The sequence below is a fragment of the Qipengyuania rhodophyticola genome (assembly GCF_042493225.1).
GTDB lineage: Bacteria > Pseudomonadota > Alphaproteobacteria > Sphingomonadales > Sphingomonadaceae > Erythrobacter.
Genome location: NZ_CP170454.1, coordinates 2,053,442 through 2,070,656 on the forward strand (window position 1 = coordinate 2,053,442; position 17,215 = coordinate 2,070,656).

Here is a 17,215-nt window from a genome sequence, read left to right on the forward strand (position 1 = left end):
TGCAAAAACGCCCGAGGAAGGCGTGCATCCAAACAGACTAGCAGCAGGAACAATCCCCATGACCTTCGATGAAATGAAACAGCAGATTGCCACCGGGCTCGGCTTTATCGCAGCGCTTGATCAAAGCGGCGGGTCAACGCCCAAGGCGCTTCGCGGTTATGGTGTTGAAGATGGAGAGTGGTCAGGCGATGAGGAAATGTTCGCCAAAATACACGAAATGCGCAGCCGGGTTATTACCACGCCAAGCTTCGGCAGCGGCAAAGTGATCGGTGCCATCCTGTTTGAAAAGACCATGGACGGCGAGGTTGATGGCAAGCCAACTCCCGATGCGCTGAAGGCGCGGGGCGTTGTGCCATTTATCAAGGTTGATCAGGGCCTTGCGGACGAGGTGGACGGTGTGCAGCTAATGAAGCCGCTTGATAAACTGCCTGCGCTGCTCGAAAAATCAGTCGCCAAGGGCATGTTCGGCACGAAGATGCGTTCGGTCATCAAATCGGCTAACCCGTCAGGGATTGCGGCAATCGTTGAACAGCAATTTGCGGTCGGCAATCAGATCGCTGATGCGGGCCTCGTGCCAATGCTGGAGCCGGAGTATGACATAACCGCTGCTGACCGCGCGGAGGGCGAGCAAATTCTGCTGGCGGAAATCATGAAGGGCCTTGATGCCCTACCGGAAGGTCGCCAGGTTATGCTTAAGCTATCCATCCCGGTTGAGGCTGGCCTGTATGCGCCCGCAGTTGCTCACCCCAATGTACTGCGCGTTGTGGCGCTCTCGGGCGGGTATTCGACAGATGATGCATGCGAGCATCTTGCGAAAAACCCCGGCATGATCGCGAGCTTTAGCCGAGGCCTGTTGCAAGATCTGCGCAAGGGCCAATCAGATGACGAGTTTGATGGAACGCTTGGCAAAGCAATTGATCAAATTTGCACCGCGTCGGTGGCTTAAGCGTTTCAGCGGCGCTCATCAGGCTCGAAAAGGACCGCGAGCGCATAGTCCTGTAACGGCCTAGCGCCACGCAAAGCCGGCTCTGCGCCAACGTCTATAAGCGTCAACGTCCCGCCTTGTACTCGGGTAGGTTTACCCAGCGACAAGACCACTTCCCGGCGAAAACCGGGGCTGCGCCCGCGCGGTTCACTCAGCGCTACGAAAGATACATCGAAGCGCCCATCATTAAGGCAGAAGCTCACCCGTGGGTCACCGCAACGCGTGTCACGCGAGATCGCGGCTGGGATCAGTTGCATGTCGCCGATGCGGAAGGTTTCGTAAAACGCGACGCCGCGCACGACTTCTGTCTCAGCATTAGTGGATTGGGCAATTGCCGGCGCTGCGAAAGACATGGCAAGTGCAAGTGCAGCGATAAGCGGTGATCGGGTGGCCATGCGTGATTCTCCTTGAGTGTGGTTACCATAGCATAAGGTGCGCACCTCTTCAGAGCGACTGTCCTGCTTTGGCGCAATCCGTCTTTCGCCAAACAATTGGCGTGATCCGCTTTGCGGGCTAAAGGCGCTCCCTATGAGCAACGAAATCCCCGCGACTCAGCTTTACCTGATCTCACCTTTGGATGTCTCCGGCACTTTTCCAGAGCGGCTGGAGCGCGCAATTAGCGCTGGTCCAGTCGCCGCATTTCAATTCCGCGTGAAAGATATTGAGCAGCATGAGGCGGCTCGGCTTGCGGCGCCGCTGCAAGAGATATGCAAAGCCCATAATGTTGCGTTTGTTGTGAATGACAGCGTGGCATTGGCAAAGCGCTTGGGCGCGGACGGCGTGCATTTGGGACAAAGCGATGGCAGCCCCAAGGACGCACGCGAGGAGCTGGGCCGCGAGGTCCAGATCGGCGTGACCTGCCATGGGTCAAAGCATCTCGCGATGGAAGCGGGCGAGGCTGGCGCTGATTATGTGGCGTTTGGCGCTTTTTTTGCCTCGCAGACCAAGGAAGCCAAGCATTACGCGGAACTCGAAGTGCTCGAATGGTGGAGCAAGCTGTTCGAGATACCCAGCGTCGCGATTGGCGGAGTAACTCCAAAGAATTGCCAACCGCTCATTGATGCGGGCGCTGACTTTCTAGCTGTGTCCGGCGCGGTTTGGAACCATGATGAGGCGGAGGCGGTGAAAGCCTTCGCGCAAAAACTAAACCCGAAGTCCTAGGGCAGCGCTCTTAAGGCTTGTAACGCGCAACACGGTTGCAACGCAGGCGGCCAAGCTCGCCATCCCGGTCCATCTCCTGAAGCAAGCCAGAGGCGCGCCGCTTAAAGCGCATGTCTTTCATCGGCCCGCGCGAGAAGACCACATCATCGCCTTTTACGAAATATGTGCCGCGGCCATAATCGCTGCGATAGCGCGAGGCGCTGATAATCACGAAATTGCGCTCTTCCTGTACTAGCAAGGCTTTGCCGCCCGCATCACCGGGCAGGCTGCATTCGTAAATGCCCTGTTCCAGTGTCGTCAGTCGCTCATTCGTCTGGGCATTTGCGCCCACTGGAGACAACAAGCAAAGCGCGGCACAGGTGCCCCATAATAATTGTGTCGTAGAAGTCATACCGGAGTTCATAGTCTGACCGCGTCCGTAACGCCAGATTCCTGACTGCCGCATGAGCGCATCCGTGCTTCTCCTTGCCCAAGCAAGGCCGCTCGGCTAAGCGGCTGGCGGATCAGCGTCGATAATCCGGCGCAGCACACATTCTAACAAGGTTACCTTCCATGAAAATGAGCGGCGTGGACATTCGTCCTGGCAATATCATCGAATATGAAAACGGCATCTGGAAAGTTGCCAAGATCCAGCATACCCAGCCTGGTAAGGGCGGCGCCTATATGCAGGTCGAGATGAAAAACCTGCAGGATGGCCGCAAGACCAATGTGCGCTTCCGCAGCGCCGATACGGTCGAGAAAGTGCGCCTCGATACATCGGATTATCAGTTCCTCTATGAGGATGGAGACATGCTCGTCTTCATGGATCAGAACACCTATGAGCAGATCAATCTGCCGTCCGATTTGCTCGGCGATGCGCGTCCGTTTTTGCAGGACGGGATGCAGGTCCAGCTGGAGCTATGGGAAGAAAAGCCGATCAGCGTGCAATTGCCCAACCACATTGAGGCCGAGATCGTCGAGGCTGACGCCGTGGTGAAGGGACAGACTGCCTCTTCAAGCTACAAGCCTGCGGTGCTCGACAATGGCGTGCGGATCATGGTCCCGCCGCATATCAGTAGCGGTACGCGCATTGTCGTCGATGTGTATGAGCAAACTTACGTCGGCAAAGCGAGCTAAAAGCCCATGTCGATGTTTTCAGGTCTGGTCCGCGTGATGGAGCGCGCTGCGCGCAAGGCGGGTAACCGCCTGCGCCGCGACTTTGGCGAGGTTGAGCATTTGCAGGTGAGCCGCAAAGGCCCTGCGGATTTCGTCAGCAAAGCCGATATGCGCGCCGAGCGGATCATTTATGATGAGCTGCTGCATGCGCGGCCCGACTGGGGCTTTGTTATGGAAGAAGCGGGTATCATTGAAGGCTCGCCAGACATGCCGCGCTGGATCGTCGACCCTCTCGATGGGACGAGCAATTTCCTGCACGGGATCCCGCATTTTGCGGTGTCGATTGCCGTGCAAGAACCAAAGCTTGGTGGTGGCGGCTGGGACGATGTGTCCGCTGCGGTGATTTATCACCCAGTCAATGACCAGACCTATTGGGCGGAGAAAACACGCGGTGCATGGCTGATGGATGCCCGTCTGCGTGTGTCCGCGCGCTCGCAATTGTCCGATGCTTTGATAGCAACGGGCATTCCGTTTCAAGGGCATGGTGATTTCGCCGAGTGGACCCGGATTTTTGGCGCGATTGGGCCAGAAGTCGCGGGCATTCGCCGCTTTGGCGCGGCTTCGCTTGATCTCGCTTATCTCGCGCAAGGGCGCTTTGATGGCTTCTGGGAAAGCGGGCTCAATGATTGGGACACAGCTGCGGGCTGCCTGATCGTACGCGAGGCCGGCGGCTTTATCAGCGATTTCCGTGGTCGCTCGCAGCCGATCCATTCCAAACAGATCCTCGCGGCAAATAATTCACTGCACCCTAAATTGCATAAGCTGCTGGCCAACTCGCTTAAGTGACCTTTCGGCCTTGGCCACTCGCTCCCTCCACCCTTCCACCCGGATAGTGTTCCGGTAGGTTCCGGGTGGAAGGGTGGAGGGAGCGGGTGGCTAGGTCGCCCACGAATTCGACATGGTTAATTTCAGGTAACCGCGCTGATTGACGCGGTGCTAAGATTGCACCGACACATTCAAATCCATCATGGGGTGGAGATGTGCGATGCAGAAGTGGTTGGTACAAGGCGGGATATGCCTCGTGTTTGCTCTTGCTTTGGCGGGCACTGTTTAAGCAAAAAATGGGGCTCGCACGCAGGCGGCGTCATTCGATCTTTCCAAGATACAGCTGGGTGGCTTGCCAGTGAACAAAGACATCGCTAACAGCCGCGCTCCCGCACGGAAGCATCGAGCCGAAAAGTGGATACCGGTTTTCGGTTTAGTTCGATGCGACAAAAACATGTGCGCGTGCCCCTGTGGCGGAATTGGTAGACGCGAGCGATTCAAAATCGCTTTTCTACGGAAGTGCCGGTTCGAGTCCGGCCAGGGGCACCACTTTCTCCGCAGATTTTGAGGGATGAGATTCGCTCATGCTTCCCAGCAGGTGTAACCGCCCGGGCAGATGCAGCGAACATTGCGAGCAGAGCTCGCAAATTTGCCGAGCTAGAGGCGAAAGTCCAAAGGGGGCAGCCCAAAGGGGACAGCATGGAACAATCAAACATTCAATCGAGCCTACAATCACACGGGATCATAGTTGCACTGATGCTGCTGAGCACAGTGGCGACCCAAATCTTCTACATCGCCGTCGTTTCCGGCGCGGACAATGCCGATACACTCCGCATGATCGTATGGACTTGGGAGGCGATTGCCTTCTCGCTAGCTACCGTTGGCGGGTTGGTCCTTGCGGGGCGCTCACCTGTTGCTGCCGCGGCTTTTGCAGCGATCGCAATTGGCTCGATCACAAACGTTATTCAAGTCGGCATGGGCCTGGCTGAATTTGGCCCAGCACGCGGATCAGAAGATTCCGCTGTGTTCGGCACGGTCATCGCCGGGGCATTCTTCCTCTATTTCCACGGCAAGGCGCTGTTTGGCCTCGCGGCGATCATTCTCGGTCTTGCTGCGTTCGCCAAACAAGGCGGCCTGGTCAAAGGTCTTGGGGCGATTGCGGTGCTGACAGGCGCGGCAAGCGTGCTGATCAACGTCTATGCAATGGCAACGGGCATGGGCGCAGAGAATGCCAATGTGCAGCCAGCGGGCGCGGCGGGAACAGCAGCGACATTATTCCTAGGTCTTCTGTTGCTCGTCCCTGCAAAGCCGGAGAGCTGAGCGTAAATATAAAAAGCGCTTGTAATTCGGAGCATCGTCTGGGATTCCCAAAACCCTAAGATGTTCGAATTACCCTCCTATCACGCGATGGCCGCCATGGCGGTGACTGTCGCCATGTTCGTCGCTTTCGCTCGCGGTCGGTTGTCGGTAGAGATCATATCACTGATGACCATCGCGGTGATTGCGGTCGGTCTGTACTTTTTTCCGCTCGAGGGTACGCAGCCAACCGACGGTCTTCAGCTCGCATTTTCCGGGTTTGGCCATTACGCGCTGATCACCATTTGCGCGCTGATGATCATGGGCCGCGGCCTCGTGGTGACAGGGGCGTTGGAGCCTGCGGCGAGAGTGCTTGAGCGGGTCTTTAAGATCAATTTGCAATTGGGGCTGCTGGTTTCGCTGCTCATTGCGCTGTTCCTGTCGATGGGCATCAACGACACGCCGGTGCTTGTGCTGCTTCTGCCGATCTTTGTTGGGCTCGCCGCGAAAGGCGCGATGCCTGCTTCCAAGACGCTGATCCCACTCAATGCCGCCGTTCTTATCGGCGGTATGGCGACGACCATCGGGACCTCGACCAATATTCTGGTTGTTTCCATCGCGGTCGATCTGGGTATGCCGCAAATGAGCGTGTTTCATTATACGCCAATTGTGCTCGTCGCAGCGCTGGTTGCGCTACCTTATCTGTGGCTCGTAATGCCGCGACTTTTGGGCGATAATCGCGTTGCTACTGAAGGCGTTGTGCGGCGGTTTGTAACGCGCCTTCGCGTGAGTGAAGACAGCATGCTCAACGGGCGCGAATTGTCTGAGATTATGCCGCGTTTGCCAAACGGCATCGAGTTCCATGACGTCCCGCCCGGCCTTATGCATCCGCAGCAGCGATTGAAGGTTTCGGGCACGCATGAGGCAATCGAAGAAGCGATCCGCGTGCTCAAAAGCGACGCCGCGCCGAGCTGGGTCATCGATCGAATCCAGCGTCATTCTTCGGAAAAGAAGCAAGATATCGCGGTTGTAGAAATGACCGTGACGGCGGATTCGCGCCTGATCAACCGCACTTTGCCGACCTCGGGCATCGCGGACCTTTATGGTGTCGCGGTGATCGGCATTCATCGCCCCGACCGGCTCATTGGCGAGAAAGACCAGTTCAGTCTCGGCGGCGATTTGCGCATGGCAGAGGGCGATGTGCTGCTCGTCATGGGCGTGCCAGATGATCTGCGCGAATTCGCCCGCGCAGACAGCTTGCTAACGCTAGAAGGTATGCGCGAGCTTCCGCGGCGTTCCAAAGCGGTCATGGCCGCAGCGATCATGCTGGGCTCTGTCGGTCTGGCCTCGGTCGGTTTTCTGCCAATCGCTATCTCGGCCTTGGCTGGTGCAATCCTGATGTTTGTAACTGGCTGTGTTAAGTTTGACCGCGTGGGCAGGGCCTTGTCGGGCAAGGTCATTGTGCTGGTCGCGGCCAGCATTGCGATTGGCCGAATTGTCCTCGAAAGCGGGGCTGCAGCGTGGCTCGGCGATGTCTTGTCTATAGGCCTGCAATATTTGAGCCCGGCTGCGGTGCTCGCCGCGATCATGCTATTTGTGACCTTGCTGACTAACTTTGCGTCTAATGCCACCGCTGCCACGGTTGGCACACCAATCGCCTTTGCCATTGCGCAGCAATTGGGTTTGCCGCCAGAACCGTTGATCCTTGCCGTGCTCTTCGGGTGCAATTTGTGCTATGCGACGCCCATCGCCTATCAGACCAATATGCTGATTATGGCTGAGGGAAGTTACGAGTTTAAGGACTATATCCGCACCGGCGTGCCGCTGGTTTTGCTGATGGTGACGACGCTCTCTATCGCGCTGGTGGTGACATACGACTTATAGCGAGAGCGGGTTTTGAGGGGACTGATAATGCATATTGGACACAAATTGATCGCGACTGCAAGCCTTCTGGCGATTGCCGCGCCCGCGCAGGCAAATGATCTGCGCGACGATTTGATGGCGGATATGCCTGGCCTGATGGAGCTTTATCGCGACCTTCATCAGCATCCTGAACTCAGCTTTGAAGAGCATCGCACCGCGGCAAAGCTTGCAGGCATGATGCGCGAGCTTGGTTTTGAAGTGACCGAGGGGGTCGGTCAGACGGGCGTTGTGTCTGTCATGCGCAATGGCGATGGCCCGACGGTGATGCTACGCGCAGATATGGACGGCCTGCCGCTCGTTGAGAAAACTGGCTTGCCTTATGCTTCGACGCAAGTCGCGACGCCTGCTAGCGGTGTCGAAACCGGGGTGATGCATGCGTGCGGCCATGACACGCATATGGCTGGGTTTATCGGCGCGGCTCAGCTTCTCTCAGAGCGCAAAGATGAGTGGCAAGGCACGCTCGTGATGATACTCCAGCCGGCCGAAGAGTTGGGGCTGGGCGCGGTCGCAATGCTCGAAGATGGTCTCTACGAGCGTTTCCCGAAACCAGATTATGTCGTGGCCTTCCACGATGCGGCGCAATTCCCTGCCGGAATGATCGGCTATTCACCTGGCTATGCGCTGGCCAATGTTGACAGTGTCGATATCACCATCCCCGGCGTTGGTGGGCATGGCGCCTATCCGCATACGACCAAAGATCCGGTCGTGCTCGCCAGCGCCATTGTGATGAAGCTGCAAACATTGGTCAGCCGGGAAAGTTCGCCGCTAGATCCCGCTGTGGTTACCGTCGGCAGTTTCCATGCGGGTCACAAGCATAACATCATCTCAGACGAAGCGCGGCTGCAACTGACGGTGCGTAGCTACACTGACGAATCGCGCAAGCTGTTGCTGGATGGCATTGAACGGATTGTTCGAGGCGAGGCGATTGCGGCGGGTATGCCAGATGAAAAGATGCCGACGGTTACGGTGATTGAGCCTTACACGCCGTCCACTTTCAACGATCCTGACTTCACTGAAAATGTGATGACGGGTTTTCGCGCGCGGTTTGGCGAAAGCCGTGTTGTGCAAGTTCCCAGTGTGATGGGCGGCGAGGATTTTGGACAGTTCAAACGCGCTGCGCCTGATGATGTGAAGTCGCTGATCTTTTGGGTTGGCGGTGTTCCGCAGGAAGAATTCGATGCAGCGCAACGTGGGGAGGGCAGTTTGCCATCGCTCCATTCGCCTTTCTGGGCGCCTGATGCGGAGAAAGTTATCGCGACTGGCGCGGAGGGGCTCGCTTCGGCCGCGCTTGATTTGATGCCGCGTTCCGGCGGCTAGGTCTCACTGCGGGTGGTCAAGTTAACAACGATAATCCACCCACTACAAAATAACGGCCGCCAGAGCATTGGGGTGCCCTGACGACCGTTTTTTCTCCTCCCCAGGAGCTTGTTAGTTGCGGCTTACTCGCCTTGCGGGGCGTATGTGCCCAGGCGGTGATGCAGCGCGTTAATCTTGGCTTGCTCTTCGCGGTCTTCTGTCGCTTTGGCGTGGCTCTCGAGTGCGCGGCGCAGCAGCCGCATGTCAGCCGTTGAAAGCAGTGCGCGTGCCCGGCCAGGTTCTTTGGTCATGGTAGTCATCCTCTTTCTCCGTTTTATTATGCAGCTTCGAATTGGCTCCTCCGAAGGGCCATCAGGCCGCTTCGAATTGGCTCCACCGAAGGGCCATCAGGCCGCTTCGAATTGGCTCATTGTGTTGTCTTTGCCGCCGGCCTTTAGAGCGGCTTCACCGGCAAAGGCTTCCTTGTGGTCATCGCCGATATCGCTGCCGGCCATGTTCTGGTGCTTAACGCAGGCGATACCTTGGCGGATTTCCTCACGTTGGACGTTCTTGACGTAGCCCAGCATTCCTTCTTCACCGAAGTAACGCTTAGCGAGATTGTCCGTGCTCAGCGCAGCCGTGTGATACGTTGGCAGCGTGATCAGGTGGTGGAAGATGCCAGCGCGTTTCGCAGCATCGGCCTGGAATGTGCGGATCTTCTCGTCCGCTTCAATTGCCAACTCGGTTGCGTCATAGTCTTCGCTCATGAGACGATCGCGGTCGAATGCCGATACATCCTTGCCTGTTTCTTCCCATGCATCAAACACTTGCTGGCGGAAGTTCAGCGTCCAGTTGAAGCTCGGGCTGTTGTTGTACACCAGCTTGGCATTCGGCACGACTTCACGAACCCGGTCTACCATGCCAGCGATTTGCTCAACATGCGGCTTCTCGGTTTCGATCCACAGCAGATCAGCGCCATTTTGCAGCGCAGTGATGCAGTCCAGGACGCAGCGGTCTTCGCCCGTGCCAGCGCGGAACTGAAACAGATTGGATGGCAGACGCTTGGGCGCCATCAATTTGCCGTCGCGGCTGATAAAGACCTGGCCGTTGTTTACATTGGCCGGATCAACCTCTTCGCAATCGAGGAAAGCGTTGTACTGATCGCCCAGATCGCCAGGCTCTTTCGAGAACGCGATTTGCTTGGTCAGGCCAGCGCCGAGCGAGTCGGTGCGCGCAACAATGATGCCGTCTTCAACGCCCATTTCGAGGAAGGCGTAGCGGATCGCGCGGATCTTCTGCAGGAAGTCCTCGTGAGGGACGGTAACTTTGCCGTCCTGGTGGCCGCATTGCTTCTCATCCGAAACCTGATTTTCGATTTGCAGTGCACAGGCCCCCGCTTCAATCATCTTCTTGGCGAGCAGATAAGTCGCCTCGGCATTGCCGAAGCCTGCATCGATGTCCGCAATGATCGGGACAACGTGCGTTTCGTGGTTTTCGATAGCGTTCTCGATGCGCTTCGCTTCAACCGCGTCGCCGCTTTCGCGGGCAGCATCAAGATCACGGAACAGACCGCCTAGCTCGCGGGCGTCCGCTTGCTTGAGGAAGGTGTAGAGTTCTTCAATCAGCGCCGGAACGCTGGTCTTTTCGTGCATCGACTGATCAGGCAGAGGGCCAAATTCGCTACGCAGAGCAGCAACCATCCAGCCAGAGAGGTAGAGGTAACGCTGCTTTGTACTGCCAAAATGCTTCTTGATCGAAATCATCTTCTGCTGCGCGATAAACCCGTGCCAGCAGCCCAGCGACTGAGTGTAGGAGGCCGGGTCAGCATCGTACGCATCCATGTCCTGGCGCATGATCTTCGCCGTGTATTTCGCGATGTCGAGGCCGGTTGGGAAACGATTTTGGATCTGCATCCGTGTCGCTGCCTCGGCATCAATTGCATCCCAAGGCGCGCCGTTTTGCTTGATCGTCTCGCCAAATGTGTCGATCTTTGTTTGATAGGTCACTGTGTATCTCCTGCGCGGCGCATCCGGCGTGAAACCAAAAGTCCGTTTGTGTTTCTGTTGATCTTGAAATGCAGGATTGCAGTAGGATTCGCCACAAAAAGCACAAAATAACTTGTGTTATACGCTCACAAACCGTTAATCACTCTGTAAATCAGTAAAGATATTGACAAGTTATGAGTGATGATCCTATCTTTGCCGGGCCTTCGATCCGGCGTCTTCGCAAGCGAGAGCGTCTGACACAGGCGGCTATGGCATCGCGGCTGAGCATATCGCCAAGTTATCTTAATCTCATTGAGCGCAACCAGCGACCTTTAACCGCACGTGTGATTATGCAGCTCGTTGGAGAGTTTGAATTTGATCCGCGCTCCCTGCAGCAAGATGCATCGATTGGCGGTCTTGATGGATTGACGCGCCGTTTGGCTGACGAACGCTTTGCAGACTTGGCGATTGACCGCGAAGAGATTGATGAATTCCTTTCCGCCTCGCCGCAAGTCGCCGCTGCATTTGCCAGATTGTACGATCAATCGGGGCCTGAGCGGGCGCCGAAGGACGATGTTCTTACGGAATCTCGCCGCGAAATTGAGAAATGGCAGAACCACTTTGCCGATCTTGACCATGCGGCAGAGGAACTGGCTGATGAACTGCGTTTATCGCGCGGAGATATGGCGACTGCTCTAGCTGAGCGGCTGCGCGAAAAGCATCAGCTGTCTGTGCGAATTCTGCCGAGTGATGTGATGCCCGATGCGATCCGGCGTCTCGATTTGCATGCGCGCCAAGTGCAGTTGTCCGAGATGCTGCGCCCAGAATCGCGCGCGTTCCAGCTGGCGTTGCAGATTGCCGAGATCGAGCAGAGCATTGAGCTGTCTAATCTGGCTGGCGGCGCGAGCTTTAAGGATGAGGCATCGCGCCATCTGTTTGAACGGCATTTGAGCGGCTATTTCGCTGCTGCATTGATAATGCCGTATGGCCGGTTCCTGCGGGCCTGCCGCTCAACCGGCTATGATGTCCCGGTCCTGCAGCGGCGTTTTGGCGTGAGCTTTGAGCAAGTAGCGCACCGCCTTACCACTTTGCAGCGCGTTGGGCAGCGCGGCCTGCCGTTCTTTATGGCGCGGCTCGACCGGGCGGGACAGTTTTCAAAGCGCTTCTCCGGCGCAAGCCAAGTAAGCTTCATAAATAGCGAACACGCCTGCCCATTATGGGTCGCGACCAGGGCTTTCGTTCGTCCCGGCGAGTTAATTACGCAAACGGTTGAGTTTGAGGGGGCGGGCAGCGGGCCCAGCACTTGGTTTACTATGGCCTCCACGGTCAATGCGGGCGGCACGGCGAGTAGCGCGCGTTTTGCGGTCGTGCTGGGGGTTGATGCGACCCTGTCTAGCGACCTCGCCCAAGCAAGGGGAATTTCGGCGATGACTGAGCCCATGGCCACCATTGGAAGCGGATGTGCCAATTGCTATATCGCCGCCTGCCGCCAGCGTTCTTTGCCGCCGCAAGGGCGCAAATTGCAGTTCGACAAGATCATCCGGAGCACGACACCATTCGATTTTGGAGGCGTGTCACAAGAAGTGTGATTCGTTGCAATCTTCGGCCGAACTTTGAGAGTAGCGGAGCCCAAGCGCGCGAAATGCGCGACGAGTTGCCTCCGAATTTGATATCGCAAAATTATGAAAGCGTTCAAGTTCAATAGGTAAGCGGAAAAATTAGTGTAAAATTTACCGACAATTCATACCTCTGAACATATTCCATGGCGGTCAAAACACCTCGCCGGGATCCTATTCATGATTCGTCTTTTCAAGCATCAAATACCGCATGTTGTGGTTGTGCTTGCCTATGCGGATTTACTGATCCTGCTGTTTGCAGGCGAGCTCGCGTGGCATATCGCTTCCGGACAGCTGACCATAAGCCTCGGACATTTCCTCGAACGGATATGCGTGCTTGGCTTTTTTGCAGTCGCTGTAGAGGCCGCCATCTTCATGACGGGTGGTTATCGCACCGAGAGCCTCCGATCAGTCACCTATGCCAGTGCGAGGATCATCGCGGGCTTGGGCCTGAGCGTGGTCTTTCTGGCGATAGTCAATCTGCTGTTACCAGGTGAGATCCTCGCATTCACGGTTTTAGCGCTCGCGCTGCTACTTGCTCTGCCTTTGCTCGTGCTGAGTCGATTGGTGCTCGGGCCGCTTTTCAAAACAACTGAATTCCGCCGCAAGATCGTTGTGCTCGGATCGGGTCAGAAGGCGCAAGCTCTCTATGAATTGTCCCTTGAGAGGCAAAGCAGCTTTACAACCACCGCTTTCGTCAAGATGGGCGATGGCCCCAGCCATGTTGATGGCGCGATGCTGCGCGGCTCGATTGCTGAGCTAGGCGGGTATGTTGCGCGCCGCGGTGCTCAGGAGGTGGTGTTGGCGATGCGAGAGCATTCTGGCCCGCTGCCAATCACGGATATTCTGACGATCAAAGGCAGAGGCTTGGCTGTATGCACGCTTACCAGCTTTCTAGAACGCGAGACAGGTAGAGTTGATCTAGCCGAATATGAGGCGGGCTCTGAGTTGCTCACCAATGGGTTTTCCATTGACCGGATGGTTCGCGGGGCATGCAAGCGCACGTTTGATGTTGCGGTCAGCGCCACCACATTGCTTTTCGCATGGCCGCTGATTGTGGTCTTCGCTGTGATAAACAAGTCGCAAAACGAGGGCCAATTGTTCAATCGGCAGGAGCATTTAGGACTGAATGGTAAGCCATTTGATCGTCTTGCGAGGCGCGATAGCTTCACCGCGCAGTTTTGGCATGTGCTCAAAGGTGACATGAGCATTGTGGGCCCGCGCCCGATTGCGAGCGAACATGGCGAGATTGGTGATGATATCCAATTGCACCGGGACGAACGCCATTCCGTCAAACCCGGGCTAACCGGCTGGGCGCAAATCCACATGTCAGATGCCGCGCGAGATGCTTCCAATAGTGCGCCTTCACGAGCCGAGCTTGAGTATGATCTATATTATATCAAGCATCGCTCCGTATTTCTCGACTGCCTGATTTTGCTTCGTACGATGTTGCCAAAGCGCTCCTCGCGGCATTCAACGCGCTACCCGTCAAAGGGAGCGCTGTAGCCGTGTTAGACGGGATGCTATCCTTCTTAGTCTTCGGCGCCGCGGCTATTGCTTGCGCGCTCGCCGGTGTTTGGGTGTTTCAAAAGGGCGCGCGTGAGCGGACTGATCGTAAGGCCATGGTCATTGCGATCTGCCTTACTGGCGTGTGGTGCTTATGTGTTGCTTCGCTAGGCTTTGTGCATGTGCTGGTCAGCCTGACTGCAGTCGCTAGCAGCCTCGCTTGGCTCTATGTGCTGTTTAAGCTCTTCAGCAATGACGGGCGTGATGAAAGTTTGCGGCCTATCCGGCCTGTTGCCTTTTCGCTTGGCTTTGTGGAGCTGCTCCAGATACCGCTTGTTCTGCTACTAGCGTATTTGCCAGAGCAAGCGGGGTCACGTGCGGCAATCATTGAGACTTCAGCGATTTTGCGGATGCTTGTTGCGGTTGGCGCTTTGGCGCTGCTCCACAACCTCTATGGCGGCGCAGCGAGCAGCTCGCGCAAGCTGCTAGGTTGGACGTCTTTTGCGCTTGCGCTGATGTGGGCGTGGAGCCTTAATCATCATCTGATCATCTACATTACCGATACCACCTCGCCGGAACTCGAAATTGTTCGGGCGTTGGTGACGAGTGTGGTCATGCTGTGCCTTTGCCTCGGGGCAAACCATGCTTCGGCTGATCTTAAGTTCCGCCCCTCTCGAGCTGTGGCATTTCAATCAATCTCGCTTGGCCTCATTGCAATTTATCTGGTGGGCATGGTCTTTCTGGCAGAGCTCGCAGGGCGTTTCTCCGGTGACTTTGGACGGATGGTTCAGATCGGCTTTCTGCTCACCGGCGCGCTACTTACGATTGTTTGGCTTCCCTCGAAGCAAGTGCGGCGCTGGGCACGGGTGGAAGCGCTCAAACATCTGTTCAAACACCGCTATGATTATCGCAATGAATGGATCCGCTTCACGCATACAATTGGGCGCAAGGATGAGGGCGAAAGGGGCCTTCAGGAGCGCGCGGTCCAGTCACTTGCGGACATTGCTGGGTGTCAGGCAGGCCTCCTGCTGGTGCGCGATGAGGATGGACGGATGGTGCTGGGCGCGCGTTGGCGCTGGCCGGATATTGCCGTGCCGGGCGATGCTCTGCCGGACGAGCTGATCCGCCTGTTTGAGCGTGAACAGCTGATCATCGACTTTGGCGAAGTGCGCCGCGGGGTGGACCATCACGGCGAGCTTGCAATGCTTCCCGATTGGCTAACAGAGCGATCGAGCCTGTGGGCTGCAATCCCGCTGCTTCATCATGACCGGTTGGTTGGCCTGGTGGCTTTGGCACGGCCCGATGTGGTGCGGCCACTGGATTGGGAGGACTTTGATTTGCTGAGTGTCGCAGGCCAGCAGGTCGCAAGCTATCTGGCGGAACAAGCCGGGCAAATTGCGCTCAACCAAGCCAGCCAGTTTGACGAATTTAACCGGCGCATGGCCTTTGTCATGCATGACATTAAGAACCTGTCTAGCCAGATGTCACTACTGCTGCGCAATGCTGAAAAGCATGCTGATAATCCGGAGTTTCGCAAAGATATGCTGGTGACGCTGCGTAACAGCACGGACAAGCTCAACAGCATGCTTGCGCGTCTGGGCCGCTATAATGCACCTTCGGGCAGCGGCACTGGGGCTGACCAAGTGGCCTTTGATCTGGCCGAGGTTGGGCGTGATCTGAAGAAGCGTTTCGATAATGCGCATCCGATTAAGCTACGCACCAATGGTGCCTGCATTGTCCTTGGCGAGCCGGAGGCACTCAGTCAGGCACTCGCGCACATCGTTCAGAATGCGATTGATGCCACCGGCGGTGAACAACCGGTCGAAGTGGAAGTGTCGCTTGATGGTATACGCGGGAAAGTCACAATACTCGACCACGGCTGCGGAATGGCGCCATCCTACGTGCGTAAGGAACTGTTCAAACCGTTCATGTCCTCCAAAGAAGGGGGCTTTGGCATCGGCGCATATGAAGCGCGCACCATGATCCGCGCGATGGGCGGGCGCATCAATGTCGAATCCCAAGAGGGTCTAGGTAGCCGGTTCGAGATATGTCTGCCTTTGAAGGCAGCCTCCAGCTTTATGGAAGCGAATGTGAATGCACAAAAACATGAAACCAGTGAGGCTGCATAATGGCGGATACTAAGCCCACGCTCCTGATCATCGAGGATGATGAGGGCCTGCAAGCGCAGCTGAAATGGGCCTATGAGGACTTCAACGTTGTTATTGCTGGCGACCGGGATGCGGCGCTGGCCGCGTTGCGCGCTGAGATGCCGCCGGTGGTGACGTTGGACCTTGGCCTGCCGCCAGATCCCGATGGCACGAGCGAGGGCTTTGCCATCCTTAATGCGATCATGGAATTAAAGCCGGATACCAAGGTGATTGTTGCGTCGGGTCATGGTGCGCGAGAAAGCGCTCTCCAAGCGATTGAGCAGGGCGCGTATGATTTCTACCAGAAGCCGGTGGATATTGAGGCGCTGGGCCTGATTGTTGAGCGGGCGTATCGGCTCCACACAATCGAGAATGAGAACCGTCAGCTCGCCGAAAAGGCTGGCGAAGATAAGACGGTTCTGGGCAGCATGATCACGGCTGCACCGGAAATGACCAAGGTAGCCCGCACGATTGAGCGCGTGGCGAACACCAATGTCTCGGTCATGCTGCTCGGCGCGAGCGGCACGGGTAAGGAATTGCTCGCACGCGGCGTGCATGATGAAAGCGAGCGCCGCGACAAGGCTTTTGTGGCGATCAATTGCGCGGCGATCCCGGAAAACCTGCTGGAAAGCGAGCTGTTCGGGCATGAGAAGGGCGCGTTCACCGGGGCTGTAAAAACCACCGAAGGCAAGATCGAAATGGCCAATGGCGGCACGCTCTTCCTCGATGAGGTGGGCGACATTCCGCTTCCGCTTCAGGTCAAGCTGCTGCGCTTCTTGCAGGAGCGTGTGATTGAGCGGATTGGCGGTCGCAAACCCATCGAAGTCGACACGCGCATTGTCTGCGCAACGCATCAGAACCTTGAGGCGATGATTGGTGAGGGCTCTTTCCGCGAAGATCTGTTTTACCGGCTGGCCGAGATTGTGGTGAAGATCCCGCCGCTCTCAGAGCGGGCAGGAGACGCGGTCTTGCTGGCAAAAGCATTCCTTGCGCGCTTTGCAGATGAGATGAATCCCAAGGTGAAGGGCTTCGCCCCGGACGCGCTGACGGCGATTGATAGCTGGAATTGGCCAGGCAATGTTCGCGAGCTTGAAAACCGGGTGAAGCGCGCGGTGATTATGGCGGATGCTAAGCTGGTCTCGGCGGAAGATCTCGACCTTGGCGATCTCGAGGAAGAAGATGCCGCGGCGGCGCTCAACCTCAAGGCCGCGCGTGAGCAGGCGGACCGCAAAATGATCCGTCAGGCTTTGGCCCGCAGCGAGGGTAACATCTCGAACACGGCAAAGCTGCTCGGGATCAGTCGTCCCACGCTGTATGATCTGCTCAAGCAATATGACATGCAGGGGTAAGTACGCTTAAATTGCCTCCGATATTGCGAGT

The 17,215-nt window shown here is 56.7% G+C and carries 15 protein-coding genes and 1 tRNA gene; 12 read left to right on the forward strand and 4 right to left on the reverse strand.

The features are described from left to right. Positions 1 to 58: 58 nt before the first annotated feature. A complete protein-coding gene (locus ACFCXQ_RS09790; protein ID WP_379550114.1) occupies positions 59 to 946 on the forward strand; it encodes a fructose bisphosphate aldolase in 888 nt (295 codons plus the stop codon). A gap of 5 nt (positions 947 to 951) precedes the next feature. Here the strand turns inward: ACFCXQ_RS09790 and ACFCXQ_RS09795 are convergent, their stop codons facing one another. Beyond that, positions 952 to 1,380, reverse strand: a complete 429-nt coding sequence (locus ACFCXQ_RS09795; RefSeq protein WP_379550116.1) for a hypothetical protein — start codon at positions 1,378 to 1,380, stop codon at positions 952 to 954. A 133-nt stretch (positions 1,381 to 1,513) separates the two neighbouring features. Between ACFCXQ_RS09795 and thiE the strand changes: the two genes are divergently transcribed. Next, entirely contained in the window at positions 1,514 to 2,146 is a 633-nt protein-coding gene (thiE, locus tag ACFCXQ_RS09800; protein ID WP_379550118.1) for a thiamine phosphate synthase, read from the forward strand. A 10-nt stretch (positions 2,147 to 2,156) separates the two neighbouring features. Here the strand turns inward: thiE and ACFCXQ_RS09805 are convergent, their stop codons facing one another. Next, entirely contained in the window at positions 2,157 to 2,537 is a 381-nt protein-coding gene (locus ACFCXQ_RS09805) for an elongation factor P (RefSeq protein ID WP_379550120.1), read from the reverse strand. A 161-nt stretch (positions 2,538 to 2,698) separates the two neighbouring features. Here ACFCXQ_RS09805 and efp point away from each other — a divergent pair, with 161 nt between their 5' ends. The 6 genes from efp (at position 2,699) to ACFCXQ_RS09835 (ending at position 8,602) form a co-directional block, all read left to right on the forward strand. Further along, complete coding sequence (efp, locus tag ACFCXQ_RS09810) at positions 2,699 to 3,262, forward strand: elongation factor P (protein WP_379550122.1); 564 nt, start codon at positions 2,699 to 2,701, stop codon at positions 3,260 to 3,262. 6 nt (positions 3,263 to 3,268) lie between these two features. After that, positions 3,269 to 4,087, forward strand: a complete 819-nt coding sequence (locus tag ACFCXQ_RS09815; protein ID WP_379550124.1) for an inositol monophosphatase family protein — start codon at positions 3,269 to 3,271, stop codon at positions 4,085 to 4,087. Positions 4,088 to 4,530: 443 nt separating this feature from the next. Next, a tRNA-Leu gene (locus ACFCXQ_RS09820) sits at positions 4,531 to 4,615 on the forward strand. A gap of 150 nt (positions 4,616 to 4,765) precedes the next feature. Continuing rightward, on the forward strand, positions 4,766 to 5,386 hold the full coding sequence (locus ACFCXQ_RS09825) for a hypothetical protein (RefSeq protein ID WP_379550126.1): 621 nt from the start codon (positions 4,766 to 4,768) through the stop codon (positions 5,384 to 5,386). 60 nt (positions 5,387 to 5,446) lie between these two features. Further along, positions 5,447 to 7,246, forward strand: coding sequence for an SLC13 family permease (locus ACFCXQ_RS09830; protein ID WP_379550128.1), 1,800 nt, complete (start codon positions 5,447 to 5,449; stop codon positions 7,244 to 7,246). Positions 7,247 to 7,273: 27 nt separating this feature from the next. Beyond that, positions 7,274 to 8,602: an amidohydrolase gene (locus ACFCXQ_RS09835; protein ID WP_379550130.1), complete on the forward strand. Its 1,329-nt coding sequence runs from the start codon at positions 7,274 to 7,276 to the stop codon at positions 8,600 to 8,602. Between the two features lie 122 nt (positions 8,603 to 8,724). On the opposite strand, the gene ACFCXQ_RS09840 is transcribed toward ACFCXQ_RS09835, so the two are convergent. Both ACFCXQ_RS09840 and ACFCXQ_RS09845 read right to left on the reverse strand, forming a co-directional pair. Continuing rightward, entirely contained in the window at positions 8,725 to 8,892 is a 168-nt protein-coding gene (locus ACFCXQ_RS09840; RefSeq protein ID WP_379550132.1) for a hypothetical protein, read from the reverse strand. A 96-nt stretch (positions 8,893 to 8,988) separates the two neighbouring features. Continuing rightward, positions 8,989 to 10,587: an isocitrate lyase gene (locus ACFCXQ_RS09845; protein WP_379550134.1), complete on the reverse strand. Its 1,599-nt coding sequence runs from the start codon at positions 10,585 to 10,587 to the stop codon at positions 8,989 to 8,991. 173 nt (positions 10,588 to 10,760) lie between these two features. Here ACFCXQ_RS09845 and ACFCXQ_RS09850 point away from each other — a divergent pair, with 173 nt between their 5' ends. The 4 genes from ACFCXQ_RS09850 (at position 10,761) to prsR (ending at position 17,184) form a co-directional block, all read left to right on the forward strand. After that, positions 10,761 to 12,155, forward strand: a complete 1,395-nt coding sequence (locus ACFCXQ_RS09850) for a helix-turn-helix domain-containing protein (protein ID WP_379550136.1) — start codon at positions 10,761 to 10,763, stop codon at positions 12,153 to 12,155. Positions 12,156 to 12,362: 207 nt separating this feature from the next. After that, complete coding sequence (locus ACFCXQ_RS09855; protein WP_379550138.1) at positions 12,363 to 13,688, forward strand: sugar transferase; 1,326 nt, start codon at positions 12,363 to 12,365, stop codon at positions 13,686 to 13,688. A 2-nt stretch (positions 13,689 to 13,690) separates the two neighbouring features. Beyond that, positions 13,691 to 15,817, forward strand: coding sequence for an XrtA/PEP-CTERM system histidine kinase PrsK (gene prsK / locus ACFCXQ_RS09860; RefSeq protein WP_379550140.1), 2,127 nt, complete (start codon positions 13,691 to 13,693; stop codon positions 15,815 to 15,817). Beyond that, positions 15,817 to 17,184 carry a PEP-CTERM-box response regulator transcription factor gene (gene prsR / locus ACFCXQ_RS09865; RefSeq protein WP_379550142.1) on the forward strand — a complete coding sequence of 456 codons (1,368 nt, stop codon included), beginning with the start codon at positions 15,817 to 15,819 and terminating at the stop codon, positions 17,182 to 17,184. Before prsK ends, prsR begins: the two co-directional genes overlap by 1 nt. Positions 17,185 to 17,215 lie beyond the last annotated feature (31 nt).